Origin of the sequence: Alteriqipengyuania lutimaris (assembly GCF_003363135.1) — a bacterium.
GTDB lineage: Bacteria > Pseudomonadota > Alphaproteobacteria > Sphingomonadales > Sphingomonadaceae > Alteriqipengyuania > Alteriqipengyuania lutimaris.
Genome location: NZ_QRBB01000001.1, coordinates 750,099 through 774,882, shown reverse-complemented (window position 1 = coordinate 774,882; position 24,784 = coordinate 750,099). Strand labels below are relative to the sequence as shown.

Below are 24,784 nucleotides of genomic sequence, written 5' to 3'. Positions count from 1 at the left end.
TCCTGCCGCGCCGAAACACCCTCTTCAGAACAGGTCGCCCTGCCCCGGGGGCGGCGGAGGGCTTTTCCGCTTCGACTTCGGGCGGGGAGCAGGCGGGGCAGCGGGCGGTGCGTCGCCGGCGGTGGCGGCCACACGGCCGTCGGCGAATTTCAGGCTGAGCGCGCCTGCCGCTCTCGCCTCGGCTGCGCTGCGCACGAGTGCATCGGCCCCTTCGAACACCATCGCATAGCCGCGCTTGAGCGGCGCGTCGGGATCGAGCGAGCGCAACTGCGTGACCCGCGCGCCGAGACGTTCGGTCGCACGCTCCAGACGGGCCGTCAGGCTGGCAGGCGTCAGACGCGCATTTGCGAGCCGCTCCTTTGCCTGATTGACCCGCCATTCCAACGTCGCAGGTGTCAGCCGCGCCGCCGCCTGGTCGAGCGCGGCGCGTCCGATGCCGACCCGGTCGACCAGCGCGCGGCGGTGGCGCTCGGTCGCCTCGTCGAGCGCCTGGGCGGAAGCCTGCAGCAGCGCCTCGGGCCGCGGCAGGCGCTGCGAACAGGCTTCCAGCCGCTCGCGACCGAGCGTGACGGGCCGCGAGGCACAGCGCATCTGCCGTGCGCCGAGATCGGCGATCGCGCTCGCCAGTTCCGCGCGCACCGGCACCGCGCGTTCGGCAGCGGCGGTAGGGGTGGGCGCGCGATGGTCGGCGGCGAAATCGGCCAGCGTCGTGTCGGTTTCGTGTCCCACGGCGGAGATCACCGGGATCTCCGATTCGGCGATCGCGCGGACCACCTCTTCCTCGTTGAAGGCCCACAAATCCTCGATCGAGCCACCCCCGCGCGCCACGATCAGCAGGTCGGGCCGAGGCACCGCACCAGCGTGTTCAAGCGCGTTGAAACCACGCACAGCCGCACTCACCTGCCCCTTAGCGGTCTCTCCCTGTACAACCACGGGCCACACGATCACGTGGCTCGGGAATCGGTCCGACAGGCGGTGAAGGATATCGCGAATCACCGCGCCGGTGGGCGAGGTGACCACGCCGATGGTGCGCGGGAGGAACGGCAGCGGCTTCTTGCGCTCGGGCGTGAAGAGCCCTTCCGCCTCCAGCCGCGCCTTGGTCTTCTCCAGCAGCGCGAGCAGCGCGCCCTCGCCCGCCAGCTCCATGCGTTCGATCACGATCTGGTATTTGCTGCGCCCGGCATAGGTGGTGATCTTGCCGCTCGCGATCACCTCCACCCCATCCTCGGGTCGGAAGGCGAGGCGCGGGGCCGCGCTCTTCCACATCACCCCGTCGATGACCGATTTCTCGTCCTTGATGCTGCAATAGAGGTGGCCCGAGGCCGCGCGCTTCACGCCCGACAATTCGCCGCGCAGCCGCACGAAGCCGAACCGGTCCTCCACCACGCGCTTCAGGCTGCGCGAGAGATCGGTGACGCTGAGCGGCTCGGAATTGTCGCCCGGGCGGCTCTCGGCTAGCAGCGAGGGATCGGAATCGTCGAATTGGGAAGCGCTCATGAACATCCTTCTGGTCGGATCGGGTGGCCGCGAACATGCCCTCGCATGGAAGCTCGCTGCCGCACCCTCCTGTTCCAGGCTTTATGCCACGCCCGGCAACCCGGGCATCGCAGAACAGGCAGACATTGTCGCGCTCGATGCGGGCGATCACAAGGCCGTGATCGGCTTTTGCCACGAGAAGGACATCGCGCTGGTCGTGATCGGCCCCGAAGCGCCGCTGGTCGCGGGGCTGGCGGACGACCTGCGCGCCGAGGGCATCGCGGTCTTCGGCCCCTCGAAGGCCGCCGCGCAGCTCGAAGGCAGCAAAGGCTTCACCAAGGACCTGTGCGCGCGCGCCGATATCCCCACCGCGCGCTACGAACGCGCGACCTCGCTCGAGGCGGCATGGGGGGCCTTGAAGCATTTCGATGCGCCCTTCGTGCTTAAGGCCGACGGTCTGGCCGCGGGCAAGGGCGTGGTGATCGCTGAAACGCGCGAGGAGGCGCAACAGGCGCTGTCCGAAATGTTCGACGGCAGGTTCGGCTCCGCCGGGTCGGAGGTCGTGATCGAGGAGTTCATGGCGGGCGAGGAGGCGAGCTTCTTCGCACTCACCGATGGCGAGATCATCGTGCCCTTCGGCACCGCGCAGGATCACAAGCGCGTGGGTGAAGGCGATACCGGGCCCAATACCGGCGGCATGGGCGCCTACAGCCCCGCCCCGGTGCTGAGCGAGGACCTGATCGACCGCGCGATGCGCGAAATCGTCGCGCCCACCGTGCGCACGCTCGGCAGCGAGGGCATGCCTTACGTGGGCGTGCTCTACGCCGGGCTGATGCTGACCGAGCAGGGGCCGAAACTGGTCGAATACAACATCCGCTTCGGCGATCCCGAATGCCAGGTGCTGATGATGCGCTTCGAGGGCGATCTGGCCGCGCTGCTCATGGCCTGCGCGACCGGCAAGCTGGCCAGCGCCGGCCCGGTGCGCTTCTCGCACGACACCGCGCTGACCGTGGTGATGGCGGCAGAAGGTTATCCGGGCACGCCCAAGAAGGGCGGCACGATCGATCTGGGCTCGGCGGAGAGCGAGGACGCGAAGGTCTTCCACGCGGGCACTGCGCGAACGGAGGACGGCACGCTGGTTTCGAGCGGAGGCCGCGTGCTCAACGTGACCGCGCGCGGGGCCAATGTGACGCAGGCGCAGGCCGCAGCCTACCAGGCGGTCGACGCGATCACCTTCCCCGACGGCTTCTGCCGCCGCGATATCGGCTGGCGCGAAATGGAGCGGGAGCGGGGGTGATGGAGGCCCATAAAGAGCCTCCATCGCCAAGTTAGCATTGGTAGTGGTCGCGGATGACCTCGTTGTAAAAAGTGCCCGTCGACCCGGCGGAACATAATCCCCGCCATACCGCCTCGGGGACACCGCAAAAGTCGTAGCCCCGACCACTTGTGAAAACGATGTGCAAGCCACCTGTTACCGGGTTGTAGCTCGCGCTTGAAATCGCCGAGGAACTAAATGTTGCGCGTAACATCAGCGAGTCCAGTCGGGTCGCTTGATCCGCTCTTTTTCGGTTTCTCGTGGATTTCTGTCTGCAAACTTTTCGGTTACGAAACGACCGTTCACCGAACTACGATGCGCCGTTTGGCGCGGCACCTTACGTCCCATGGGGACCTCCTTCGATCTACGAGGCCTTGACCGAAGCAGCAAACGTGCGCACGTTGCACACGCTGTTGACGCAGCTGTTTCGCACCGGATGGCCTCAGGGCTTTCCCGGCGAACGATGGGCCGGGCCTCGAAAGAGGCTCGGCTTTTCGTTGTCTATACTTAATGTGAATCAGGCTGCCGCCTCACGCAAGGGGCACAAGCCTGTGGAAATCGCGGATAAGTAATATTGCCAGCTAGGGGCACCGAAGCCTACTCGGGACTCGGCGGAAATCCTGCGCCCTCGACAATACAAGTAATTTCTTTTGACGGTGGATAACTGTGCTTATCCACAGCGAGTGCTTCGTCGATGGGCTTTGGCGTTGCTTCAAGAACGCTCTTCCAATTGACTTCTGGCCCCTTCACGCGTTTCGATTCGCTCTAGCCAGCGGCTCGCCACCAGCGCTTTTACGTCCCCTTGGACCGCGCGGGCAAAGGCGAGATCATGTCGGCTGCGATCACAGCGCCGCAGATCTGGCTCTTGTCGAGCGAGACATTGCTGGATGCCGCCCTTTCATTGACAGGCCAGCCCTAAGCGACTTGACGCAGACTTGTCCGCACTGCTCCGAAACCTTCGAGAGCACGTCACCCCCGGCTCGCTCTCTCCCAATCCTCCCGGCACCCCGGGTCAGCCGCGAGGCACGGCTCGATCTCGCGCATCAGCCATTGGCGGAAGGCGCGCACTTTGGGGGAATGACCGCGGACCTCGGGGTAGAGCAGGCGGAAATAGCCGCCCGGACGCACGATGCGGGTGCCGACCCGGACGAGCCGGCCATCGGTCAGCTCGGTGTGGAAGAGTGTCGGTGCAAGGATCGCGACGCCGTTTCCGCTGATCGCGGCGGCGGCATCGAGCTGCTGTGAATCGAATTCGAGCCCGCGCGGCTGCCGCTCCGTCATCTCGTGCGAGGCGCAGCGCGCATCGTCCCATTCGCGCCACCAGACATTATTGGGCGAGATGCGCTGGTCTTCCGCGATGTCCGGATCTTCCGCTTGCAGGATTTCGTGCGCCGCGACGAACCCCGGGCTGGCGAAAGGTGCGATGCCGAGGCGGTTGAGTCGATGCACCTGCAATCCCACCGGCTCTTCGCGCGACAGCCTGATCGCGAGGTCGCATTCGCCCGCCTCAAGATCGACGAACGCGTCCCCCACCACCAGCCGCACCGCGATTTCCGGATGCTCAAGCTGGAAGGAGCCGAGGCGCGGCGCGAGGATCTTGGTCGCGAAGGTCTGGAAGCAGGCGATCGAGAGCACCTGCTCCTCGGTCTTGGCGAGCGCGGCGAAGGCGCTCTCCATCGTCGTGAAGGCCTGCGAGACCCGCTGCGCCAACGCCTCGCCCGCCGGGGTCAGCCGCATCGCGCGGCCTTCGCGCACGAACAGAACGGTGCCCACGCGCTGTTCGAGGCTCTTGATCTGGTAGCTCACGCCCGCCTGCGTCAGCCCCAGTTCCTCCCCGGCGCGGGTGTAGTTGCGATGCCGCGCGGCGGCTTCGAACGCCCTGACGGCTGCAAGCGGAGGAAGCTGGCGCATACGCCAAGCATAAGCTCAGCTTGTATCTATGGCCAGCCTTTCGATTGGTTTTGCGCGCGGCGACCCGTCATTCCTGCGGGGTCAGCAAAAAGGAAACCATCATGAAAGCGCTCGCATTCGCCGTTGCCATCACGCTCACCGCTGGCAGCAGTCCGACACTGGCAGACCCCGGCGAGAACCGGGCTCTCGTCAGCTATAACGACCTCGATCTGGGGAGTTCTGCGGGACAGGCACGGCTCGACCGCAGGCTCGACGATGCGGTCAAGGCCGTGTGCCGCTTGCCCCACTCACGCTCGGTCCGGACAGCTTCCGAAGCGCAGGCGTGCATCGCGCAGCTGCGGACCGAAGTGGCGCAGCTGCGGGCCCGGATCATCGCCGAGGCACAGCTGGTCCAGCCGGAGGACAAGCGCGACTGATACGGGGGGCTGCCCCTTCGGTCGCGCTGCCCGGCGCTCAGGCCTCCAGCCGCTTCGCCACCAGCGCCTTCAGGTCCGCCTCGGGCCGCGCGCCCCAGTGCGAGATGACCTCGCCTGCCGCCACCGCGCCGCGCACGAGGCTCTCTTCGAGGCTGGCATCGCGGCAATAGCCCGAGAGGAAGCCGGCGGCGAAGAGGTCGCCTGCCCCGGTCAGGTCCTGCACCTTGTCGACCGGCTCGGGCGCGACCTTGGCGCGTTCGTCGCCGCGCGCCGCGATCGCGCCGTCGGCCCCGCGGGTCATCACCACGACCGGCACGTCCTTCGCCAGGCTTTCGAACGCGGCATCGGGATCGGTGCCTTCGAGGATGCCGGCCTCTTCCTCGTTCACGAACAGGATGTCGATCAGTCCGTCGTCGATCAGCTTGCGGAAATCCTTCCCGTGCATGTGGACGCAGAAATCGGCGCAGGTGGCGAAGGCGATCTTGACGCCCGCCTTGCGCGCAACCTCGATCGCCCGGCGCATCGCGGCGCGCGGCTCTTCGGGGTCCCACAGGTAGCCTTCGAGGAACAGCACCTTGGTGCTGGCGATCAGATCGTCGTCGATCGCGGCGGCGGGCAGGAACTGCGATGCGCCCAGCGAGGTGTTCATCGTACGCTCGCCATCGGGATCGACCAGCACGAGACAGCGGCCCGTGGGCGGCTCGTCCTCGCTGTCGCCATAGGCGCGCGCGGGGGTTTCGAAGCTGACGCCCACCGACGTGAGATCGTGGCGGTAGATTTCGCCCAGCTGGTCGTCCGCGACCTGGCCGATGAAGGCGGTCTTGAGGCCCAGCATGGTCGCGCCGGTCAGCGTGTTGGCGGCCGCGCCGCCCGAGATTTCCTTGGTCGCGCCCATCTTGGCGTAGAGATCGACCGAACGCTCCGCATCGATCAGGCGCATCGACCCGGCGGGCAGATCCTCGTCCTTGAGGAACTGGTGCGTGACGGGGGCGATCACGTCGACGATGGCGTTGCCGATGGCGATGACGTCGTATTTGGGGTCGGCCATGATGGGTCGGTCTCCGGGTAACTGGGCGTGAATTGCGAATTGCCGCACGGCCTAGCGACCAAGCGAGCCGGGGCCAAGGCCGGTGATGGTGCGCAGGCGATTGACTTGGCACGCCGACACACGGAAAAGCCCGGGTCCATGACGTCGCTGCCCGCATCCCTTGCCCGTGCCTTCGCGCAGCTGGCGGACCGCCGTGTCCTGTGGCTCCTGCTCAAATCGCTGATCGTCACGCTGCTGCTGTTCGTGGCCGTCGGCGCGCTGCTCTATCTGGGGCTGATGTGGCTGGTCGACCGCGGACTGAGATCGCTGCTCGACGACACCCTGCCGCCGGCATCCGCCGAGATCGTGGCGACGATCGGCACGCTGCTGGCGGTCGTGCTGGGCGGCTGGCTGCTGTTCCGCGTCACCGCACTCGCCGCGATCCAGTTCTTCGCCGACGATGTGGTCGAAGTGGTCGAGGCGGAATATTATCCGCAGGCGCTCGCGGATGCGCGGCGGATCGGCTTTGGCGAGAGCATGTGGATCGGCTTCAAGGGCGCGGTCCGGGTGGTGCTTGTCAACATCGCGATCCTGCCGCTGGCGCTCGTCCTGCTGGTGACCGGGGTGGGCACGGTGGTGCTGTTCGCGGTGGTCAATGCCTGGCTGCTGGGGCGCGAACTGCGCGACATGGCGTGGCTGCGCCATCGGCACGACCGTGACCAGAAGCCGCCGATCGGGCGCGGCACCCGCTTTGCGCTGGGCCTCGTCATTGCCGGGATGCTGACCATCCCCGGCCTCAATTTCCTCGCGCCGATCATCGGCGCGGCTGCTGCAACCCATCTCGTGCAAGGACGCATGCGCGATGCATAAGTTTTCGAAGATTGCCCTCGCCCTTGCGCTCGTGCCGCTGGTCGCCGCCTGCGCGACGCCGGCCCCGCCGAACGTTCCGCAGCAAGGCACGGGGCGCGCGCCGCCGCGCACGGTGCCGATCCCGCCGGCCGATCCGCGGCCCGCGGCCCCGGGCGCGTTCATCGCGCCGCGGGTGATGAATGTGGCGGGTCTGGAATACGTGATCGGATCGCGCGCGCGCCAGCTCGAACAGATCTTCGGCCCCGCCCGGCTCGACGTGCTGGAAGGGGACGCCCGCAAGCTGCAATTCGTGGGCGAGCAATGCGTGCTCGACGTGTTCCTCTATCCGCTTGCGCCGGGCGCCGAGCCGACCGCGACCTATGTCGAGGCCCGCCGGGCGAGCGATGCGCTGGATGTGGACCGGGTCGCCTGCGCGCAGGCACTGCGGCGCTAGCGCCGGGCCCCTAGTCCTCGCGGAAATCGAGCGGCGCCTGCGCCCCGCCCTGCATGGGCAGCGGGCCCTTCGGCGGGATTGCGGGAACGGGCATGCCCGCCTCGGGCGGCTTGCGACGCCGCTTCGGCGTGATGCGCTTATCGAAAAGCCATGGAGCCTGCTGCTCCACGCTGCGCCGCGACCGACTGCTCAGGCCCTGCGCAACGGCAAGCGCTACGACGCGGGCGACGAGGTTGGCGGCGGGGTTCATGGCTTTGCTATACCATGAAGCTTTCGCCGCAGCCACATGCTCCCTTGGCGTTGGGGTTCTCGAACGTGAACCCGGCGGAGAAATCGTCCTCCACCCAGTCCATGACGCTGCCGACGAGATAGAGCACCGAAGCGCCGTCGATATAGAACGTGCCGCCCGGGGTCTCGATCTTCTCGTCGAAGCCCTGTTCCTCGGAAACGTAGTCGACCGAGTATGCCAGCCCCGAGCAGCCGCGGCGCGGCGTGGAAAGCTTCACCCCGATCGCGTCCTCGGGCGCCTTGGCCATCAGCGCGGCGATGCGCGCTTCGGCACCTTCGGTCAGCGTGACGGCGGCGGGGCGTTCACGGATTTTCGTTTCGGCCATTACAACATTCCCAGTTCGAGGCGCGCTTCGTCGGTCATCTTGTCGGGCCCCCATGGCGGGTCCCAGACGAGGTTGACCTCGGCATCGCGCACGCCGGGTACCGAGCCCGCGCGGATTTCGACCTCGGCGGGCATGCTCTCGGCGACCGGACAATGCGGCGTGGTGAGCGTCATGGTGACGACCACGTCCTTGTCCTCGGACACCTCGACCCCGTAGATCAGGCCCAGATCGTAGATATTGACCGGGATTTCGGGGTCGTAGATTTCCTTCAATGCTTCGACCACCGCCTGCTGCAGCTCACCGCCCGCACCGGCCTCGCCCGCGCTTTCGGGCTTTTTCTTGAGGAAGCCGTCGAGATAGTCGCGCTTGCGCGACAGCTTCTCTCCCGCAGTTTCCTCGTCCGGATCGACCGCATCCTCGACCCGGGCGCGCGGCGGCTTTTCCGGCATGTCCTGGACATGTTGCGGCAGCACCTGCTCCGCCGCCTGCCCGGCATTGCCTTCCGAGCGCGCCAGATGCGGCGGCAGGTCGGTCACCGAGTCGGCGGGCGACGGGGCCGCAATGAAGTCTTTTTCGTTGTCTTCGCTCATCGTCATAGTCCTCAGGCGAATATCTTCAGCGTGCGATCGATCCCGCGCATCAGCGCCTCGATATCGCTCTCGTCGGAGTAGAGACCGAAGCTGGCGCGGGCGGTGGCGGGCACGCCCAGGTGGTCCATCAGCGGCTGGCAGCAATGGTGCCCGGCGCGGATCGCCACGTTCTCTTCATCCAATATGGTGCCCAGATCGTGCGGGTGAACCCCCGGCAGTTCGAAGGACACGATGCCGAGCCCGTCGGCGGGCCCGAATACGCACACACCCTGGATGCGGGCGAGCTCCTCGCGCAGCCGTTTCGCCAGCGCGGCTTCGTGGTCGCGGATCTCGGCCGTACCGATCTGTGCGACATAGTCGATCGCAGCATGCAGCGCGATCGCCTCGGTAATCATCGGCGTGCCTGCTTCGAAGCGCTGCGGCGCGGGCGCGTAGGTCGTGCCGGTGAAGCTCACCTGGTCGATCATCGCGCCGCCACCCTGATAAGGTGGCATGGCCTGCAGAATATCCTCGCGCGCCCACAGCACGCCGATCCCGGTCGGACCGTAGAGCTTGTGGCCGGAGAATACGTAGAAATCGCAATCGAGCGCCTGCATGTCGAGCGGCTCGCGCGGGGCCGCCTGGCAGCCGTCGAGCAGAAGCTTGGCACCGACCGAATGCGCGAGACCCGCCGCGCGTTTTGCATCGAGCCGGCCGCCGAGCACGTTGGACAGGTGCGACAGCGCCACGATCTTGTGGTCGGGCGTGAGCATGCGCTCCAGCGCATCGAGGTCGATCTGGCCGTCTTCGGTCAGCGGGCAGACGTCGATCTGCGCGCCTACACGTCCGGCCAGCAATTGCCACGGCACGATGTTCGAATGATGCTCCAGCATGGAAAGCATGATGCGATCGCCTTCGCGGATATTCGCATCGCCCCAGCTGCTGGCGACCAGATTGATGCCTTCGGTCGCGCCGCGCACGAAGACGATCTCGTCTTGCGAGGCCGCGCCGATGAAGTCCGCGACGCGCTGGCGCGCCGCTTCGTAGCCGCGCGTCATCTGCGCGCTGCGCGAATAGACCCCGCGATGGACCGTGGCGTATTCCTTGCCGAGCGCACGGCTCATCGCGTCGATCACGGCCTGCGGCTTCTGCGCCGAGGCCGCGCTATCGAGATAGTGCCACGGCTCGCCGTCCTCGGTGAACATGCCGGGGAAGTCGGCCTTGCCGACCGCCCCCTTGCCGACCGCCCCATCCGACCGGGTGAGCGTATCCGCTTGCGTCATGCCCGCTCCTCCAGCTTGCCCAGCGCCTTTTCGAGCAGCGCCTCGCGCGTGGCCTCGTCCGCCAGTTCCCGCGTCGCATCGCCGATGAAGGCCTGCACCAGCAGGCGGCGGATGGTCTCGGGCGGCAAGCCGCGCGCGGCCATGTAGAAGCGAGCATTCTCGTCGAGCTGGCCTACGCTCGCGCCGTGCGCGCACTGGACGTCGTCGGCATAGATTTCGAGCTGCGGCACGCTGTTCACGCTCGCGCCCTTCTCGAGCAGCAGGCCCTTGAAGCTCTGCGCGGCGTCGGTCTTCTGCGCATCGCGCACGACGTCGATCCGGCCGAGGAAATTGCCCGTGCCCTTGCCCCAGTGGACGCTGCGCACGGTCTGGTTGCTGGTCGCGCCGGGCTTCTCGTGCGCCATGCGGGTGACGATCTCGCGCGTGGTGTCGTGCCCGCCGAGCGTGATGCCACCGAGCTCGAAATGCGCGCCCTCGGCCAGCGTGACGACCACTTCGAGCCGCCCGAGCTGGCCGCCTGCGACCAGCGCGGCGAGTTCGGCGCGCGCGCCTTCCTCGATCACGATCCGCAGACGGCGCATCTGCAGGCCGTCCGCATCGTCGATCACGATGAAGTCGCGCCACGTCTCGCCGGCGGCGACGTGCACGTCTTCCCATGCCTCGAACGTCGCGGGCGGGGTGTCCTGGATCGCGTCGATATCCGAATAGCGCCAGGCTTCATCCTTGCGGGTGGGGAGGAGAATGCTGTCGGTCATTTGCGCCTCGCCATTTCCTTGCGAAAGCGCGCGAGCACCTTCTCTTTCGTGCCGGTGACGCAGGCCTTTACCTGAGCATCGGCGGCGCCTTTCTTGCGCACGCAATCGGTCACTTCCTTGCACATGCGCGAATCGAGCTTCGGGTTGCCGCTCGACCCGTTCATCGAACAGTGCCAGCTGCCCTCGCGGTCCTGCGCGACGTTGAAGGCGATCCGGTCGAGCCTCCGGGCCACCACCACGATGTCGACCTCCGGTTCATTGGCGGCAGGCAAAGCGACGGGCGCTGCGGGGGCGGCGAGGAGCAGGGCGAGTGCGGTAATCATGCGTCCTCCATGACCGCGTCGTAGCCTTCGCGTTCCAGATCGGTGGCCAGTTCGGGCCCGCCGGTCTTCACGATACGGCCCTTGCTGAGGATCGAGACATGCGTCGGCTCGACCACCTCGAGCAGGCGCTGGTAGTGCGTGATCAGCAGCACGCCCTTGTCGGGATTGCGCATGATCGCGTTGATCCCGTCGCCCACGACGCGCAGCGCATCGATGTCGAGGCCGCTGTCAGTTTCGTCGAGCACGGCGAAGGACGGATCGAGAATGCCCATCTGGACCATCTCGGCACGCTTCTTCTCGCCGCCCGAAAAGCCGACATTCACCTGTCGCTTGAGCATTTCCATGTCTAGCTTGAGCAGGCCCGCCTTTTCCTTGGCGAGCTTGAGGAAATCGCCGCCGGTCATCGCCTCCTGCCCGCGCGCAGTGCGCTGTGCGTTCAAGGCTTCGCGCAGGAACTGGATGTTGGAGACGCCCGGAATCTCAACCGGGTACTGGAAGCCGAGGAACAGGCCGGCCGCCGCGCGTTCGTGCGGGTCCATCGCCAGCAGGTCTTCGCCGCGGAAGAAGACCTTTCCTTCGGTGACTTCGTATCCGGGCCGTCCGCCGAGCACATAGGCAAGCGTCGACTTGCCTGCGCCGTTGGGGCCCATGATGGCGTGAATCTCGCCTGCATTCACGCTGAGCGTGAGGCCGTTGAGGATCTTGGTGCCGTCGATTTCGGCGTGGAGGTTATCGATCTGGAGCATTTTAGGTCCTGTTGTCGTCGCGCGGCGTGCGATCGCTGCGCGTGGTGTTCGATCCGGGATGGGAATTGCGCTGGTTTCGCGGCGGGCCGTTGCCGGCGCGGTCGTAACGCGGCTTGGTCTGGCGCGGATTTTCGGCCTCGTGGCGGCGGCGCGCTTCCTTGCGGTCGGCGATGGCGGCGCGCATTTCCTGCGTCAGCTTGGCCAGCACCGCGTCGATATCGGCAAGGATATCGGCGGCGGGCACGTGGACCACGCGGATGCCGACCGCTTCGAGGCTCTTGTCGCGCCGGGTGGCGATGGCGGGTTCGACGCCCTCCTCGTCGATCAGGATCGCGAGGCCCATGTTGTGCGAGTTGAAATCGACGATCGCGCTTCCGACCACCGCGAAGCGGCTGAAGGAGTAACGCCCGAAATCGGCCTTGGAGAACTTTTCGGCCAGCGCCTTGTGCGCCGGGCTCGCATGGCGGCGCATCTCGCGCGCACGATCATGCAGCGCATCGAGGCGCTTCTCCGAGATCTCCCACCCGCGGCCCTTGCGCTTGACGGCGGGCGCGGTTGTGTCCTCGGATGCTTCGCGAAGCTGGAGGGTCTTGCGGTCAGTCATTTGGAATTGTCCTCGAGAGCGCGCGGTGCGTTCTGCCGCTCCCGCAGCGCGTCCCATGCCTGGGGAACGAGATAGGCCCGGCCATCCTCCACGCCCACTTCCTCAACGATAAGGAAGGCGAATTGCTCGCGCATCAGGCTCGTGCGGAAGTGGGTGCGCAAACACTTTCTGCTGCAGGGAGGTTCGCGCTCCCATCCAAGCTTGCGAGATATCCGAGCGCCGAGCGAATCATGAAACGATGAAGCGCGATCGGAAAAATGATTCTGCAATTCACGATGGGCCTCGACAAAAGCGAAACATTCGTCGGATCCAAGAACCGCAATGTCGCGCTCGCGCACGTCTTCGTAACATCGGAGATAGGGCTCGGCCATCGCGTCCGCCATCCGCGCGGCTTCATCATCGGGCGAGCCAGCACACGCACCGAGCGAGATCGACGCGAGCACTGCTACACTGGCGGCAGGTGCACGACTGCGGCGCTGCGTCGCGCGCGCGGCGAAACTTTCCGAGGCTTCGCGAAGACAGAGCGTTTTGCGGTCAGTCATCGTCCGGTTCGCGATCCTGTGATGAGGGCGCAATCGGTACGGTTGTGACGTATCTTTTTTTGCGCGGAGGTTCGACACCCATTTGTTTCAAAAATACCTCGATTCCCGCGCCTGCCAGTAACCCACCTATATTCCGTGCGAACATCCATTCTCATGCGGTGGAACTGGATAAGGGTTCCATACACCCGATCGACAGTTTGCGAGACATCCCGCGCAGTCAATGACGGGTTCGCAGCTGCCAGCAACTGTTTCGAATTGTCGGCACCCTCGCGGAGCTGACAACTCTCGACGATATTCTGAAGTCGTCCCTGCCCCCCCTTGGTGCTTTGATCCGTCTGAGCCTCGGGCTCATTGTACAGGCCCGCCTTTTCGACCTCGTCATGATAGCATTGCAGGCCAGGCAAAGAGTTCCGCACGATCTCGGGCACAGAATATCGCTCGACGTCTTTGGCAAACGCCGTGGAGGGCACGAGCGCGAGAAGCGCGATGGTCAGGCAGCGCTTCACCCCACGCTCCCTTCCAGCGAGATCGCCAGCGGCCTTGGGGACTCGTTCTTCCGGCGACGCATCTCGCGCGCACGATCGTGCAGCGCATCGAGGCGCTTCTCCGAGATCTCCCACCCGCGGCCCTTGCGCTTGACGGCGGGGGTGGCGGAATCGCTCTCGGACGGGTCGCGGAGCTGGAGAGTTTTGCGGTCGGTCATGTTCCTTCTCCCGCACTCGCCGCTTCAACATATCGCAGGTTCAATCGCCCGATCGTGTTGCCGAGGAACCCGCTGCGACCTAGCAGCGACATATCTTCCGGATTCCGAAGATACTCTCGATGGTTCGGCACGCATTTATCCATCGCACTCATTGTGATTTCGTGCGCTTCCCCGGGGCTTTTGCGAAGAATCTGTCCCTTGACGATCTGCTCCTGCTGCAGACATCGAGCGATGGCCATTGCCTCGTCGAACTCCTCGACGGTCAGATGATCGCGGTGGTCGCCGAACGTCATCAATGCCATAAAGAACACGCCCTGCTTGGCAAATTCCGGATCGGTGAAGTCGGTCGGCTCGCGATTGCTGACCTGCCTGATGGTGACCCCGCTCTCCGCTTGGCAGGCAGCGACCGTCGCCGAGCTTTGCGCCGGCCCGCGAGGCGCACCCCCGCTCCATTCTTCGGTTTCGTCGCTCTGCTCGACTCTTTCCGCGATACACGCGATCAACGGGCGCAGGGTCTCTACGTGCGGAAGGACTGACGGCAACTCCGACGCGTCGGACGCATCCGCGCAGCCGATAGCCAGCATCGGTGCGATTGCCAGCGCGATAGCGTGTCTCACCCCACGCTCCCTTCCAGCGAGATCGCCAGCAGCTTCTGCGCTTCGACTGCGAATTCCATCGGCAGCTCCTTCAGCACTTCCTTGGCGAAGCCGTTGACGATCAGCGCGATCGCCGCTTCCTCGTCCAGCCCGCGCTGCTGCGCGTAGAACAGCTGGTCGTCCGAAATCTTGCTGGTGGTCGCCTCGTGCTCGATCTGCGCGGTGGGGTTCTTCACCTCGATATAGGGCACGGTGTGCGCGCCGCAGCGGTCGCCCAGCAGCAGCGAATCGCACTCGGTGCGGTTGCGAACGCCCTCGGCATTGGCGGCCACGCGGACCAGCCCGCGGTAGGTGTTGTTCGATTGCCCGGCGCTGATCCCCTTGGAGATGATCGTCGAACGGCTGCCCTTGCCGTTGTGGATCATCTTGGTCCCGGTATCGGCCTGCTGGTGGTTGTTGGTGACCGCGACCGAGTAGAACTCGCCCACGGAATTCTCACCGTTCAGCACGCAGCTCGGATACTTCCACGTCACCGCGCTGCCGGTTTCGACCTGGGTCCAGCTGATCTTGCTGCGCGCGCCCTGGCACAGCCCGCGCTTGGTGACGAAATTGTAGATCCCGCCGACGCCTTCTGAGTTGCCGGGATACCAGTTCTGCACGGTCGAATACTTGATCTCGGCATCGTCCATCGCGACCAGCTCGACCACGGCGGCGTGGAGCTGGTTCTCGTCGCGCATCGGAGCGGTGCAGCCTTCGAGATAGCTGACATAGCTGCCCTTTTCGGCCACGATCAGCGTGCGCTCGAACTGGCCGGTGTTCTCCGCATTGATACGGAAATAGGTGGAGAGCTCCATCGGGCAGCGCGTGCCCTCGGGGATGTAGACGAAGGTGCCGTCGGAAAAGACCGCCGAGTTGAGGCAGGCGAAGTAGTTGTCGTTCTGCGGCACGACCTTGCCGAGCCACTTCTTCACCAGATCGGGATATTCGCGGATCGCTTCGGAGATCGAGCGGAAGATGACGCCCGCACGCTCCAGCTCCTCGCGGAAGGTGGTGGCGACCGACACGGAGTCGAACACCGCGTCCACCGCGACCTTCTTCGCGCCCTTCACCCCGGCGAGCACTTCCTGCTCCGCGATCGGGATGCCGAGCTTGTCGTAGACCGATTTGATCTCGGGATCGAGCTCGTCGAGGCTTTCGAGCTCTTCCTTCTTCTTGGGCGCGGCGTAGTAATAGGCGTCCTGGTAGTCGATCGCCGGATAGCCGATCTTCGCCCAGTCGGGCTCGTCCATGGTCAGCCATTTGCGGAACGCCTTGAGCCGCCATTCGAGCATCCACTCGGGCTCTTTCTTCTTGGCCGAGATGAACCTGACCGTGTCTTCACTGAGCCCCTTGGGCGCGTAGTCGGTCTCGATATCCGAATGCCAGCCGAACTCGTATTCGGCGGCTTTCGCGGCCGCTTCCCTGGCTTCCTGATCCTGCTCGGGCTTCTTGAGGTCGACTGTTTCGTTCATGCCACTTCTTTCTGCGCAGGGACTGCGCCTGCAATTTTCGCCAGCGAGACGTCGGCCAGCGCGCCGCGCACTGCGGCATTAACCACAGGCCAGTGCGGTTTGACGCTGCATTCGTGCTCGACCGCGCAATCGCCGGTCTCGATGCAGCTGACGAGCGCGATCGGACCTTCGATCGCCTCGACAATGTCGGCCATGCTGATCGCCGCCGCAGGCCGCGCCAGCTGCAGGCCGCCGCCCGCTCCGCGCGTGGACCGCAGCAGGCCAGCCGCGCTCAGCTTGCTAACGATCTTCTGCGCGGTTGGCACGGGAATGCCGGTTTCCTGCGCCAGATCGGCCGACGACACACGCCCGCCACCGCATTTGCGAGCGGTCGCGGCCATGATCACGATGGCGTAGTCGGCAAGGTTGCTGAGGCGCATGCCAGCCAATTCGGACTAAATCAGTCCGATTTCAACCAAAACCCGACACTTGCGAGTCGTTAGCAACCGATCCTCCCCGTTTTCGACGAAGTCGCAAATGGGGAGGGGGACCGCCGCCGCAGGCGGTGGTGGAGGGGAAGAGCCAACGCCATTGCCCCTCCGTCGCGCGCCTTCGGCGCGCGCCACCTCCCCATTTGTCCCTTCGGGAAAAACGGGGAGGATTCTAGGATGCCTTCTCGCTCGCCACCCACGCCTCGACATTCTCCTCGAGGATATCGAGCGGCACCGGGCCGGGCAGCAGAACGACATCGTGGAATGCGCGGATGTCGAAATCCTCGCGCAGCTCGGCGCGCGCAGCTTCGCGTAGCTCCATGATCTTCAATTTGCCGATCATGTAGGCGGTCGCCTGGCCCGGATAGACGATGTAGCGCTCGATCGCCTTGCGGATGTCGCCGTCGGGATTCGGCGTGTTGTCGGACAGATACTGGATCGCCCGCTCGCGGCTCCAGCGCTTGTCGTGGATCCCGGTGTCGACCACCAGCCGGCAGGCGCGCCACAGCTCCATCTGCAACCGACCGAAGTCGGCGTAGGGATCGGTGTAGAAGCCCATGTCCTTGCCCAGCTCCTCCGAATAGAGGCCCCAGCCCTCGGTATAGGCGGTCACCCCGCCGAAGCGGCGGAAGGGCGGCACGTCGCCCAGCTCGGTCTGAATCGAGCGCTGGAGGTGATGGCCGGGCAGGCCTTCGTGATAGGCGAGCGCCTCCAGCTCGTTCTTGGACATATCCTTCAGGTTATACAGGTTCACGTAATAGGTGCCCGGTCGTGAACCATCAGGCGCGGGGCTCTGGTAAAAGGCCTTGCCCGCGCTCTGTTCGCGAAACGCCTCGACCGGCTTCACCCGGAGCGCTGCCTTGGGAAGCGTGGCGAAGAATTCGGGCAGCTTCGCTTCCATCGCGTCGAGCTTCTCCTGCGCATCGGCGAGATAGGCTTCGCGCGTGTCGTAATAGAAGCGGTCGTCGGTGCGGGTGAATTCGAAGAAGTCCTGCAAGGTGCCTTCGAAGCCGACCCGATCCATAATCTCGCGCATCTCGTTATGAATGCGCTCGACATTTTGCAGCCCGATCCGGTGGATCTGGTCCGCGGTGAGGTCGGTGGTCGTGTAGTTCTTCAGCAGAGCGGCGTAATAGGCCTCACCCTCGGGGAAGCGCCAGATGCCGTCATCGGTCGGCGCCATGGCCTGCTGGCGCTCCATTTCGGCGAGCAGGCGACGGTAGGCGGGCACCGCGGAGGTGGTCCAGGCCGTGGTCGCATCGGCTTTCAGCCCGTCCTTCGTATCTGCATCGACACCATCGAGCGCATCGACCTTGTCGCGGAAATCCTCCAGCACTGCGCTGTCCTCGCCCGCTTCGAGCAGGTTGCGAATGTCCGAGATGACATAGGGGTAGACCCAGTCGGGCGGCATGATGCCTTCATCGGCCTGGTCGCGCGACTGCGCGGTCAGCGTGTCCATCACGCCGCCGAGCCCTTCGATCCGCGAGACGTAATCGCGCGCGTGATCGACATTCTGCACCGCGTGGATATTGATGAGGAAGGCCGGCAGCTGGCTCTGCGCGCCGTTCATCTGGTCGAAGATGTAGCCGTAGTCGCGGTACGGGAAGAGCGACGCCGAACGCTGCGCCACGGCCTCGAACAGGCGGTAGGAAAGGGCGTCCTTTTCCGGCAGGCTCGCGACCTCGTAACCCGCGCGCATCCGGTCCGCGTAGGATTGCAGCATGGCCTCTTCGCGCACCTGCGCCGCGTCGGTGAAGTCCCCCCACTCGCCGTAATCCTCGTCGCGAATGCCGCGATAGGCCTTGGTCAGCGGGCTCGTCGCGAGCTGCGCTTCGTCGTAGGAATCGAACAGTGTGTTGATGTCCGCGGGCGCCTGTTCGGGCGCAGCGACGGGCGCGGGCGGCGTCATGGCGGTCGTGTCGACCGGAGTGGTTGCGCAGGCCGCGAGGCCCAGACTTGCAAGAAGGATCAGGGCAGTTTGGGGGGCGGTCTTCATGCAGGCTCTCTCCAGAATGATGCTTGGCGCGCACCCTGCCTCAAGGCGACGATAGTGAAAAGGGCCAGTGGAAAGGGGCGCACCGGAGAGCCGGTGAGGAGGGCCTTGCGCCGAACGCTCGACTTGGCGGCGGCGGCGCAATAGGGCGGATCGCATGCTGTTTCCCGCACTCCGCCCGCTGCTCTTCACCCTCGACCCGGAGCGCGCGCATCGCCTCTCGCTCGCCGGATTGAAACGAATGCCCACGGGCACGCCGCCGCGCCACGATCCCGCGCTGGCGGTGACGATCGGCGGGCTGACCTTCCCCTCGCCCGTGGGCGTGGCGCCTGGTTACGACAAGGATGCCGAGGTGCCCGACGCGCTGCTGAGCCTCGGCTTCGGCTTCGTCGAGGTGGGCACGATCACGCCGTTCCCGCAGGCGGGCAACCCGAAACCACGCCTGTTCCGGCTGGTGGAAGACCGCGCGGTGATCAACCGCATGGGGTTCAACAATGGCGGGGCGGAAGCCGCGCGCGAACGACTGAGCAAGCGCACGGGCCCTTCGACTTCGCTCAGGACAGGCGTGGTCGGGGTCAATATCGGCGCGAACAAGGACAGCGATGATCGCATCGCCGACTATGCGCTGCTGACCGAACTGATGGCGCCTCTCGCCAGTTATCTCACGGTGAATATCTCCAGCCCGAATACGCCGGGGCTGCGCAACCTGCAGGCGGGCGATGCGCTCAAGCACCTGCTCGACGGCGTGTTCGAAGCGCGGGGGTCCGACGGCCCACCGGTATTCCTCAAGCTCGCACCCGATCTCGATCCCAACGAGATCGACGCGATCGCCAGGGTCGCGCTCGACAGCCCGCTGGCCGCGCTGATCATCTCCAACACCACGCTTGCCCGGCCCCCGCTGAGGTCGAAACATGCAGGCGAAACAGGCGGGCTTTCGGGTGCGCCGCTCGCGCCGATCGCGCTCCAGCGCCTCAAGGATTTTCGCAAGGCGACCGGCGGCGCGATCCCGCTGATCGCTGCCGGCGGGATCGACAGCGCCGATGCCGCCTGGGACCGGATCGTTGCGGGCGCCAGCCTCGTTCAGCTCTATTCGGCGATGGTCTACGAAGGGCCGACGCTGGGCCGGCGGATCGCGCGTGGCCTCAGCAAGAGGTTGCAGCGCGAAGGCTTTGCCTCGATTGAAGACGCGATCGGATCGCAAGCCCAAGGATGATTATGCTTTTCCGCACCACTGCCAGCATCGCCGCCGCCCTGTCGCTCGCCGCGTGCGCCACCGCGCCCGAGGCTGATGCACCCCCTGCGCCCGTCGCAGCGCTGCCGCCATCGGCGGGCGTCGTCGCCTCGGCCGATCCGCGCGCCACGGTCGCGGGCGAGGCGATGCTCGAAAAAGGCGGCAACGCGGTCGACGCGGCCCTCGCCACGATGATCGCGCTGACCGTGGTCGAACCGCAAAGCTCGGGCATCGGCGGAGGCGGCTTCATCCTGCTCGGCCAGCCCGATGGCACGGTACAAAGCTACGACGGCCGCGAAACCGCGCCCGCGGGCGCCACGCCCGCGTGGTTCCTCGACGAAGAGGGCAAGCCCCTGCCCGGGCGAGAAGCGACGATCAGCGGCCTGAGCGTCGGCGTACCGGGCAATATCGCGGTCGCAGCGAAACTGCATGCCGAGCACGGCAAACTGCCGTGGAGCGCGCTGTTCCAGCCGGCGATCGGGCTTGCGCGCGACGGGTTCGTCCTCAACGCCCGGCTGCATTCCTCGCTGGAGGGGCAGGTCGAACGCGCAGGCCACACGGCCCAGGGACGCGCGCTGTTCTACACCGCCGACGGGTCGCCGAAGCCGGTGGGCACGCGCATTGTCCAGCCCGAACTGGCGCAGACCCTGGCGCAGATTTCCGCGCGGGGACCCGAGGTTTTCTACGGGGGTGCTTTCGCCGAAGGCCTTGCCGCGACCGTCGCCGCCGAGACCCCGCGCGAGCCCGCGATGACCGCCGCCGACATCGCCGCCTACGGGGCCAAGCTGCGCGATCCCGTCTGCGGCGATTATCGCGGGTACAAGGTGTGCGGCATGGGCCCGCCCTCGTCCGGCGGGATCGCCGTGATCGGCATCCTCGAACAGCTCGAACGGTTCGACCTCGCCGCGCTCGGCCCGCGTTCGGTGCAGGCGTGGCACCTGTTCGTCGAAGCACAGCGGCTCGCCTACGCGGACCGCGCGATCTACACCGGCGATGCCGATTTCGTCGATGTGCCCACGCAGGGGCTGATCGATCCCGCTTACCTCGCCAGCCGCGCTGAGCTGATCGATCCGCAGCAGCGCTCGGCACAGGTCGAGCCGGGCACCCCGCCGGGGGCGCCCGAGCCCACTCCGGCGGGCGAAGCCTATCCCGAAAGCGGCACGACCCATTTCGTCACCGTCGGCGCGGATGGCACGATGGTCAGCTATACCAGCACGATCGAGGGCGCGTTCGGATCTGGTCTGCGCTTCGGCGGGTTCTACCTCAACAACGAGCTGACCGATTTCGACTTCGCCCCGGTGCAGGATGGCACGCTCTCGGCCAACCGCGTGCAGGGCGGAAAGCGCCCGCGCAGTTCGATGTCGCCCACCGTCATCTACGACCGGGAGGGCGAGCCCTTCCTCGCGCTGGGTGCTGCCGGGGGCACGACGATCCCGATCCAGACCGCGCGTGCCATCATCGGCGTGATCGATTTCGGGCTCAGCCTGGAAGACGCGCTCGCCCTGCCGATGGTCATGGGCTTCGGCGACCGGCTGATCGTGGAGGAAGGCAGCTGGCTCGCGGATGCCAAGGACCAGTGGCAGGCGCTCGGCCACGCCAACGTCTCGACAAGCGACTTCCTGTTCCGCACCAATGGCGCGCTGCGGACGCCGGACGGCTGGGTCGCGGCCTATGATCCGCGTCTCGACGGGCTCGCCTACGACCGGCACGAGGACACGATGCTGCTCCCCTCCGGCAACTTGCCGTAGGGTCGCGGGGAGCCTAGAGCGCGCTGCGCCGTTATAAAGACAACGAAAACCGGGAAAGAGGGTGCGCGTTTGACCCAGCTGCAAGAGATCGAGCGGGCGAGCAATCTGGTCTCGCTGTTTCTGAAACGCGCCGACGAAGGGGGCGAGAAACCCTTCCTCGGACGCAAGGTCGCCGGCGAATGGCAGACGATCAGCTGGCGCGAGGTGGCCGATCAGGTCTGCATTCTCGCGGAAAACCTGCGCGGTCTGGGCATCACCGACGGCGACCGGGTGATGCTGGTGTCCGAGAATCGCCCCGAATGGTGCATCGCCGATCTCGCCATCATGGCCGCAGGCTGCATCACCGTGCCTGCCTACATCACGAACACCGAACGCGATCACATCCATATCCTCGACAATTCGGGCGCGAAGGCGGTGATCGTGTCGAGCAACAAGCTATCGGGTCCGCTGATCCCCGCGATCTTCCACACCGGCATCGCCGAGCACATCATCCCGATCGAGAGCGTGCGCGGCTATCAGGGCGGCAATCTGGCCTGCCATTCGTGGTCGAGCATGATCGAGGGTGACGCCGGGGCCGCGCGCAAGGCGGTGGAGGCGCGGCTCCAGAATATCGGGCGCAAGGATACCGCCTGCATCATCTATACCAGCGGCACGGGCGGCGCACCGCGCGGCGTCCTCCAGCATCACGGCGCGATCCTGTGCAATGTGGCGGGCGCGGCGGACATCCTGATCGACGACTTCAACCTGTCGGACGACGAGCGCTTTCTCTCCTTCCTCCCGCTCAGCCACGCTTACGAGCATACCGGCGGACAATTCCTGCCGATCGGCGTCGGCGCGCAGATCTACTATGCCGAGGGGCTGGAAAAGCTTGCGAGCAATATCGAGGAGACGAGCCCCACGGTGATGGTCGTCGTGCCGCGCCTCTTCGAAGTGCTGCGTACGCGGATCATGAAGCAGATCGGCAAGCAGGGCGGCGCCGCGAGCTTCCTGATGGACCGCGCGCTGGAGATCGAGGAGCGGACGGATGCGAACGGCAAGAAGCGGCTGCGCGACAAGCCGATGGACCTTCTCGTCGGGCGGCTGCTGCGGCCCAAGATTCGCCAGAAGTTCGGCGGGCGGATCAAGGCGATGGTGTCGGGCGGCGCGCCGCTCAACCCCGAAGTCGGCACCTTCTTCCAGGCGCTCGGCCTGCCGATGATGCAGGGCTACGGCCAGACCGAGGCCGGGCCGGTCATCAGCTGCAACAGGCCCTCAGCCGGAGTGTCGATGGATACGGTCGGCCCGCCGATGAAGGGCGTCAAGATCAAGATCGCCGAGGATGGCGAGATCCTGTGCCGCGGCGAACTGGTGATGCATGGCTACTGGCAGAACCAGGCCGAAACCGATCGGGCGCTGCAGGACGGCTGGCTGCATACCGGCGATATCGGCCATGTCGACGAGCGTGGCCGGATCGTCATCACCGACCGCAAGAAGGACATGATCGTCAACGACAAGGGCGACAATGTCGCGCCGCAGAAGGTCGAGGGGATGCTGACGCTCCAGCCCGAGATCGGGCAGGCGATGGTCGCAGGCGACCGGCGACCCTACATCGTCGGCCTGATCGTTCCCGACGCCGAATGGGCGCTCGACTGGTGCAAGGCCAACGGCAAGCAGATGGATTGCAGCAAGGTGCATGAGCACCCGGAATTCCGGGCGGCGATCCGCAATGCGGTCGACCGGGTGAACAAGGAGCTCTCGGTGGTCGAGAAGGTGCGCGGCTTCGCCTTCGCGGACGAGCCCTTCTCGATCGAGAACGAGGAAATGACGCCGAGCATGAAGATCAGGCGGCACAAGATCCGCGAACGCTACGGCGACCGGCTCGACGGCTTGTATCGGCATTGATCCATCGCCCAATGCGCGCTGGATATTGATCGCCCGGCGGCGGCGATAAGCCGCGCTGCTATCTGGCCACTATCTGATCGTCCAAGAGCGCTAGGCGCGAATCATGCCGCCTCGTCTTCCAGATCGACATATTCGGGATAGAAAGTCGGCGCGCGGTTCGACCATGCGGGCGCGGTTGCGGCGGCTTCGCTGAGACTTTGCAGCAGCAGCTTGCGGCGCGCGGGACGCAGGTGCGGCATTGCGGCACCGGCGCAGAACGCGCTCGGCAGCCACGGGCGCACATCCGCGCCGAGCAAGCGTTCGTAGAGGAAGCGGAAGGGCGAGAAGCCATCGAGTCGCTCCTGCGCCAGATCGAACGCGGCGAGGCGCGAAAGCTGGCCGATGAAAGGCGACACCGCCTCGCCAGCGTCGGCTTCGGGGATCGCGTGGCGCAGCGCCTTGAGATCCTGATAGGCCACGTACTGGCGGCGAATCGCCACGTTCTCGCCCGCGTTGCGGGCCCAGAGCTTGAAGGCGTCGCACCGGCCCATCCCGATATCGAGATTGCGCCGGATGAAACGCTGCTCGCACGCGCTGAAATTCGCGAACTCGCGCATCTCGGCGATGCTCAGGCTGGTGGTATTCGTGGTCGCCATCGTGCCCCTCCAAGGACCAGTGTCCATGTGTCAAGGAGCATGTGTCGCCGATCTTGGTAAACAATCCCCTAAGCTTGTGCGTGGAGGAACACCGTAAGCCGCAGGATCGGGTCGGAAGCGGAGTTTTTAGCTAGATCAGGCCCGCGAGCGGGCTCGAAGGATCGGCATATTTGCGAGTCGCCATCCGCCCGGCGAGATAGGCATCGCGCCCCGCCTGCACCGCCAGCTTCATCGCCCGGGCCATGCGAATCGGGTCCTTCGCCTCGGCGATGGCTGTGTTCATCAGAATGCCATCGCAACCCAGCTCCATGCCGACCGCCGCGTCGGAAGCTGTTCCGACCCCGGCGTCGACCAGCACCGGAACGCTCGCCCCTTCGACGATCAGGCGGATCGTCACGCGGTTCTGGATGCCGAGGCCCGAGCCGATCGGTGCGCCCAGCGGCATGATCGCGACTGCGCCCGCGTCCTCAAGCTGCTTCGCGGCGATCGGATCGTCCGCGCAGTAGACCATCGGGTGGAAGCCTTCGTTCGCCAGCGTCTCGGTCGCCCGCAGGGTCTCGCGCATGTCGGGGTAGAGCGTCTTCGCCTCGCCGAGCACTTCCAGCTTCACGAGGTCCCAGCCGCCCGCCTCGCGCGCCAGGCGCAGCGTGCGCACCGCCTCGTCCGCAGTGAAGCAGCCGGCGGTGTTGGGCAGGTAGGTGACCTTTTTGGGATCGATGAAATCGGTCAGCATCGGCTGGTTGGGGTCGGACACGTTCACGCGCCGCACGGCAACGGTGACGATCTCCGCCCCGCTCGCCTCCAGCGCCGCAGCGTTCTGCGCGAAGTCCTTGTACTTGCCGGTCCCCACGATCAGGCGCGAGCGGAAGGTGTGGCCCGCGACCGACCAGGTGTCGTCGCCTTTATGGTCGCCACCGCCGACGAAATGCACGATCTCGAGAGTGTCGCCGTCGGCCAGCACAATCGCATCCAGCTGCGATCGCGGGGCGATCTCGCCATTATGCTCGACCGCGACCTTTTCCGGTACGAGGCCGAGATCGTGCACCAGCGCGGCGATGGTGGAGGCTGACGTGGTCCGGCTTTCGCCGTTCAGGACTATCGATGTCGTATCGCTCATTGCCAGAGCGACATA

Annotated in this window: 27 protein-coding genes; 7 read left to right on the top strand and 20 right to left on the bottom strand. The window is 65.8% G+C overall.

The window, feature by feature from the left end:
* Positions 1 to 24 precede the first annotated feature (24 nt).
* Entirely contained in the window at positions 25 to 1,497 is a 1,473-nt protein-coding gene (gene xseA, locus DL238_RS03785; protein WP_115492752.1) for an exodeoxyribonuclease VII large subunit, read from the bottom strand.
* Between xseA and purD the strand changes: the two genes are divergently transcribed.
* Positions 1,496 to 2,773, top strand: coding sequence for a phosphoribosylamine--glycine ligase (gene purD, locus DL238_RS03780; protein WP_115491040.1), 1,278 nt, complete (start codon positions 1,496 to 1,498; stop codon positions 2,771 to 2,773). The genes xseA and purD overlap by 2 nt on opposite strands.
* Positions 2,774 to 2,804: 31 nt before the next feature.
* Here the strand turns inward: purD and DL238_RS16590 are convergent, their stop codons facing one another.
* Positions 2,805 to 3,005 carry a KTSC domain-containing protein gene (locus tag DL238_RS16590; protein ID WP_115491039.1) on the bottom strand — a complete coding sequence of 67 codons (201 nt, stop codon included), beginning with the start codon at positions 3,003 to 3,005 and terminating at the stop codon, positions 2,805 to 2,807.
* Positions 3,006 to 3,760: 755 nt separating this feature from the next.
* Entirely contained in the window at positions 3,761 to 4,702 is a 942-nt protein-coding gene (locus DL238_RS03770) for a LysR substrate-binding domain-containing protein (RefSeq protein WP_115491038.1), read from the bottom strand.
* Positions 4,703 to 4,803: 101 nt separating this feature from the next.
* On the opposite strand from DL238_RS03770, the gene DL238_RS03765 reads away from it, so the two are divergent.
* Positions 4,804 to 5,118, top strand: a complete 315-nt coding sequence (locus tag DL238_RS03765; RefSeq protein WP_115491037.1) for a UrcA family protein — start codon at positions 4,804 to 4,806, stop codon at positions 5,116 to 5,118.
* 37 nt (positions 5,119 to 5,155) lie between these two features.
* Here the strand turns inward: DL238_RS03765 and DL238_RS03760 are convergent, their stop codons facing one another.
* Positions 5,156 to 6,166 carry an adenosine kinase gene (locus tag DL238_RS03760; RefSeq protein ID WP_115491036.1) on the bottom strand — a complete coding sequence of 337 codons (1,011 nt, stop codon included), beginning with the start codon at positions 6,164 to 6,166 and terminating at the stop codon, positions 5,156 to 5,158.
* Between the two features lie 138 nt (positions 6,167 to 6,304).
* On the opposite strand from DL238_RS03760, the gene DL238_RS03755 reads away from it, so the two are divergent.
* Positions 6,305 to 7,015 (top strand): EI24 domain-containing protein, encoded by a 711-nt coding sequence (locus tag DL238_RS03755; RefSeq protein WP_115491035.1) that lies wholly within the window; start codon positions 6,305 to 6,307, stop codon positions 7,013 to 7,015.
* Positions 7,008 to 7,448: a hypothetical protein gene (locus DL238_RS03750; RefSeq protein WP_115491034.1), complete on the top strand. Its 441-nt coding sequence runs from the start codon at positions 7,008 to 7,010 to the stop codon at positions 7,446 to 7,448. The genes DL238_RS03755 and DL238_RS03750 overlap by 8 nt, the downstream gene beginning before the upstream one ends.
* Before the next feature lie 10 nt (positions 7,449 to 7,458).
* On the opposite strand, the gene DL238_RS03745 is transcribed toward DL238_RS03750, so the two are convergent.
* The 14 genes from DL238_RS03745 to DL238_RS03680 form a co-directional block, all read right to left on the bottom strand.
* Complete coding sequence (locus DL238_RS03745) at positions 7,459 to 7,698, bottom strand: hypothetical protein (RefSeq protein ID WP_115491033.1); 240 nt, start codon at positions 7,696 to 7,698, stop codon at positions 7,459 to 7,461.
* 7 nt (positions 7,699 to 7,705) lie between these two features.
* Positions 7,706 to 8,062 carry a HesB/IscA family protein gene (locus DL238_RS03740; RefSeq protein WP_115491032.1) on the bottom strand — a complete coding sequence of 119 codons (357 nt, stop codon included), beginning with the start codon at positions 8,060 to 8,062 and terminating at the stop codon, positions 7,706 to 7,708.
* Positions 8,062 to 8,511, bottom strand: a complete 450-nt coding sequence (locus tag DL238_RS03735) for an SUF system Fe-S cluster assembly protein (protein ID WP_115492751.1) — start codon at positions 8,509 to 8,511, stop codon at positions 8,062 to 8,064. The genes DL238_RS03740 and DL238_RS03735 overlap by 1 nt, the downstream gene beginning before the upstream one ends.
* A gap of 152 nt (positions 8,512 to 8,663) precedes the next feature.
* Positions 8,664 to 9,914, bottom strand: coding sequence for an aminotransferase class V-fold PLP-dependent enzyme (locus DL238_RS03730; protein WP_115491031.1), 1,251 nt, complete (start codon positions 9,912 to 9,914; stop codon positions 8,664 to 8,666).
* Positions 9,911 to 10,669 carry a SufD family Fe-S cluster assembly protein gene (locus tag DL238_RS03725; RefSeq protein ID WP_115491030.1) on the bottom strand — a complete coding sequence of 253 codons (759 nt, stop codon included), beginning with the start codon at positions 10,667 to 10,669 and terminating at the stop codon, positions 9,911 to 9,913. Before DL238_RS03725 ends, DL238_RS03730 begins: the two co-directional genes overlap by 4 nt.
* Positions 10,666 to 10,992: a hypothetical protein gene (locus DL238_RS03720; protein ID WP_115491029.1), complete on the bottom strand. Its 327-nt coding sequence runs from the start codon at positions 10,990 to 10,992 to the stop codon at positions 10,666 to 10,668. Before DL238_RS03720 ends, DL238_RS03725 begins: the two co-directional genes overlap by 4 nt.
* Positions 10,989 to 11,738, bottom strand: a complete 750-nt coding sequence (gene sufC / locus DL238_RS03715) for a Fe-S cluster assembly ATPase SufC (protein WP_115491028.1) — start codon at positions 11,736 to 11,738, stop codon at positions 10,989 to 10,991. The genes DL238_RS03720 and sufC overlap by 4 nt, the downstream gene beginning before the upstream one ends.
* 1 nt (position 11,739) lies before the next feature.
* Entirely contained in the window at positions 11,740 to 12,342 is a 603-nt protein-coding gene (locus tag DL238_RS03710) for a DUF559 domain-containing protein (protein ID WP_234030945.1), read from the bottom strand.
* Positions 12,339 to 12,884: a hypothetical protein gene (locus DL238_RS03705; protein ID WP_115491027.1), complete on the bottom strand. Its 546-nt coding sequence runs from the start codon at positions 12,882 to 12,884 to the stop codon at positions 12,339 to 12,341. Before DL238_RS03705 ends, DL238_RS03710 begins: the two co-directional genes overlap by 4 nt.
* A gap of 502 nt (positions 12,885 to 13,386) precedes the next feature.
* On the bottom strand, positions 13,387 to 13,587 hold the full coding sequence (locus DL238_RS03700) for a hypothetical protein (protein ID WP_115491026.1): 201 nt from the start codon (positions 13,585 to 13,587) through the stop codon (positions 13,387 to 13,389).
* Complete coding sequence (locus DL238_RS03695; RefSeq protein WP_147290985.1) at positions 13,584 to 14,204, bottom strand: hypothetical protein; 621 nt, start codon at positions 14,202 to 14,204, stop codon at positions 13,584 to 13,586. Before DL238_RS03695 ends, DL238_RS03700 begins: the two co-directional genes overlap by 4 nt.
* Positions 14,201 to 15,694, bottom strand: a complete 1,494-nt coding sequence (gene sufB / locus DL238_RS03690; RefSeq protein WP_115491024.1) for a Fe-S cluster assembly protein SufB — start codon at positions 15,692 to 15,694, stop codon at positions 14,201 to 14,203. The genes DL238_RS03695 and sufB overlap by 4 nt, the downstream gene beginning before the upstream one ends.
* Positions 15,691 to 16,113: an SUF system Fe-S cluster assembly regulator gene (locus DL238_RS03685; RefSeq protein ID WP_115491023.1), complete on the bottom strand. Its 423-nt coding sequence runs from the start codon at positions 16,111 to 16,113 to the stop codon at positions 15,691 to 15,693. Before DL238_RS03685 ends, sufB begins: the two co-directional genes overlap by 4 nt.
* Before the next feature lie 223 nt (positions 16,114 to 16,336).
* The gene (locus tag DL238_RS03680; RefSeq protein ID WP_115491022.1) at positions 16,337 to 18,160 is read right to left on the bottom strand and encodes a DUF885 domain-containing protein; all 1,824 of its coding nucleotides are present in this window, start codon (positions 18,158 to 18,160) and stop codon (positions 16,337 to 16,339) included.
* A gap of 154 nt (positions 18,161 to 18,314) precedes the next feature.
* On the opposite strand from DL238_RS03680, the gene DL238_RS03675 reads away from it, so the two are divergent.
* The 3 genes from DL238_RS03675 (at position 18,315) to DL238_RS03665 (ending at position 23,017) form a co-directional block, all read left to right on the top strand.
* Positions 18,315 to 19,370 carry a quinone-dependent dihydroorotate dehydrogenase gene (locus DL238_RS03675; protein WP_115491021.1) on the top strand — a complete coding sequence of 352 codons (1,056 nt, stop codon included), beginning with the start codon at positions 18,315 to 18,317 and terminating at the stop codon, positions 19,368 to 19,370.
* A 2-nt stretch (positions 19,371 to 19,372) separates the two neighbouring features.
* Positions 19,373 to 21,136: a gamma-glutamyltransferase gene (ggt, locus tag DL238_RS03670; RefSeq protein WP_115491020.1), complete on the top strand. Its 1,764-nt coding sequence runs from the start codon at positions 19,373 to 19,375 to the stop codon at positions 21,134 to 21,136.
* Between the two features lie 69 nt (positions 21,137 to 21,205).
* Positions 21,206 to 23,017 carry an AMP-dependent synthetase/ligase gene (locus tag DL238_RS03665; protein ID WP_115491019.1) on the top strand — a complete coding sequence of 604 codons (1,812 nt, stop codon included), beginning with the start codon at positions 21,206 to 21,208 and terminating at the stop codon, positions 23,015 to 23,017.
* Between the two features lie 101 nt (positions 23,018 to 23,118).
* On the opposite strand, the gene DL238_RS03660 is transcribed toward DL238_RS03665, so the two are convergent.
* Positions 23,119 to 23,652: a hypothetical protein gene (locus tag DL238_RS03660; RefSeq protein WP_115491018.1), complete on the bottom strand. Its 534-nt coding sequence runs from the start codon at positions 23,650 to 23,652 to the stop codon at positions 23,119 to 23,121.
* 130 nt (positions 23,653 to 23,782) lie between these two features.
* A complete protein-coding gene (thiS, locus tag DL238_RS03655) occupies positions 23,783 to 24,769 on the bottom strand; it encodes a sulfur carrier protein ThiS (RefSeq protein WP_115491017.1) in 987 nt (328 codons plus the stop codon).
* Positions 24,770 to 24,784: the final 15 nt, after the last annotated feature.

Bases quoted from the DNA above. Each gene is read 5' to 3' on its own strand.
- DL238_RS03770 (WP_115491038.1), bottom strand. From the start codon at position 4,702: ATGCGCCAGCTTCCTCCGCTTGCAGCCGTCAGGGCGTTCGAAGCCGCC.
- DL238_RS03750 (WP_115491034.1), top strand. From the start codon at position 7,008: ATGCATAAGTTTTCGAAGATTGCCCTCGCCCTTGCGCTCGTGCCGCTG.
- DL238_RS03730 (WP_115491031.1), bottom strand. From the start codon at position 9,914: ATGACGCAAGCGGATACGCTCACCCGGTCGGATGGGGCGGTCGGCAAG.
- DL238_RS16590 (WP_115491039.1), bottom strand. From the start codon at position 3,005: ATGTTACGCGCAACATTTAGTTCCTCGGCGATTTCAAGCGCGAGCTAC.
- DL238_RS03735 (WP_115492751.1), bottom strand. From the start codon at position 8,511: ATGCCGGAAAAGCCGCCGCGCGCCCGGGTCGAGGATGCGGTCGATCCG.
- DL238_RS03710 (WP_234030945.1), bottom strand. From the start codon at position 12,342: ATGACTGACCGCAAGACCCTCCAGCTTCGCGAAGCATCCGAGGACACA.
- DL238_RS03720 (WP_115491029.1), bottom strand. From the start codon at position 10,992: ATGATTACCGCACTCGCCCTGCTCCTCGCCGCCCCCGCAGCGCCCGTC.
- DL238_RS03675 (WP_115491021.1), top strand. From the start codon at position 18,315: ATGCTGTTTCCCGCACTCCGCCCGCTGCTCTTCACCCTCGACCCGGAG.
- sufC (WP_115491028.1), bottom strand. From the start codon at position 11,738: ATGCTCCAGATCGATAACCTCCACGCCGAAATCGACGGCACCAAGATC.
- DL238_RS03700 (WP_115491026.1), bottom strand. From the start codon at position 13,587: ATGACCGACCGCAAAACTCTCCAGCTCCGCGACCCGTCCGAGAGCGAT.
- DL238_RS03755 (WP_115491035.1), top strand. From the start codon at position 6,305: ATGACGTCGCTGCCCGCATCCCTTGCCCGTGCCTTCGCGCAGCTGGCG.
- DL238_RS03760 (WP_115491036.1), bottom strand. From the start codon at position 6,166: ATGGCCGACCCCAAATACGACGTCATCGCCATCGGCAACGCCATCGTC.
- DL238_RS03725 (WP_115491030.1), bottom strand. From the start codon at position 10,669: ATGACCGACAGCATTCTCCTCCCCACCCGCAAGGATGAAGCCTGGCGC.
- ggt (WP_115491020.1), top strand. From the start codon at position 19,373: ATGCTTTTCCGCACCACTGCCAGCATCGCCGCCGCCCTGTCGCTCGCC.
- purD (WP_115491040.1), top strand. From the start codon at position 1,496: ATGAACATCCTTCTGGTCGGATCGGGTGGCCGCGAACATGCCCTCGCA.
- xseA (WP_115492752.1), bottom strand. From the start codon at position 1,497: ATGAGCGCTTCCCAATTCGACGATTCCGATCCCTCGCTGCTAGCCGAG.
- DL238_RS03740 (WP_115491032.1), bottom strand. From the start codon at position 8,062: ATGGCCGAAACGAAAATCCGTGAACGCCCCGCCGCCGTCACGCTGACC.
- thiS (WP_115491017.1), bottom strand. From the start codon at position 24,769: ATGAGCGATACGACATCGATAGTCCTGAACGGCGAAAGCCGGACCACG.
- DL238_RS03765 (WP_115491037.1), top strand. From the start codon at position 4,804: ATGAAAGCGCTCGCATTCGCCGTTGCCATCACGCTCACCGCTGGCAGC.
- DL238_RS03745 (WP_115491033.1), bottom strand. From the start codon at position 7,698: ATGAACCCCGCCGCCAACCTCGTCGCCCGCGTCGTAGCGCTTGCCGTT.
- DL238_RS03705 (WP_115491027.1), bottom strand. From the start codon at position 12,884: ATGACTGACCGCAAAACGCTCTGTCTTCGCGAAGCCTCGGAAAGTTTC.
- DL238_RS03660 (WP_115491018.1), bottom strand. From the start codon at position 23,652: ATGGCGACCACGAATACCACCAGCCTGAGCATCGCCGAGATGCGCGAG.
- sufB (WP_115491024.1), bottom strand. From the start codon at position 15,694: ATGAACGAAACAGTCGACCTCAAGAAGCCCGAGCAGGATCAGGAAGCC.
- DL238_RS03685 (WP_115491023.1), bottom strand. From the start codon at position 16,113: ATGCGCCTCAGCAACCTTGCCGACTACGCCATCGTGATCATGGCCGCG.
- DL238_RS03680 (WP_115491022.1), bottom strand. From the start codon at position 18,160: ATGAAGACCGCCCCCCAAACTGCCCTGATCCTTCTTGCAAGTCTGGGC.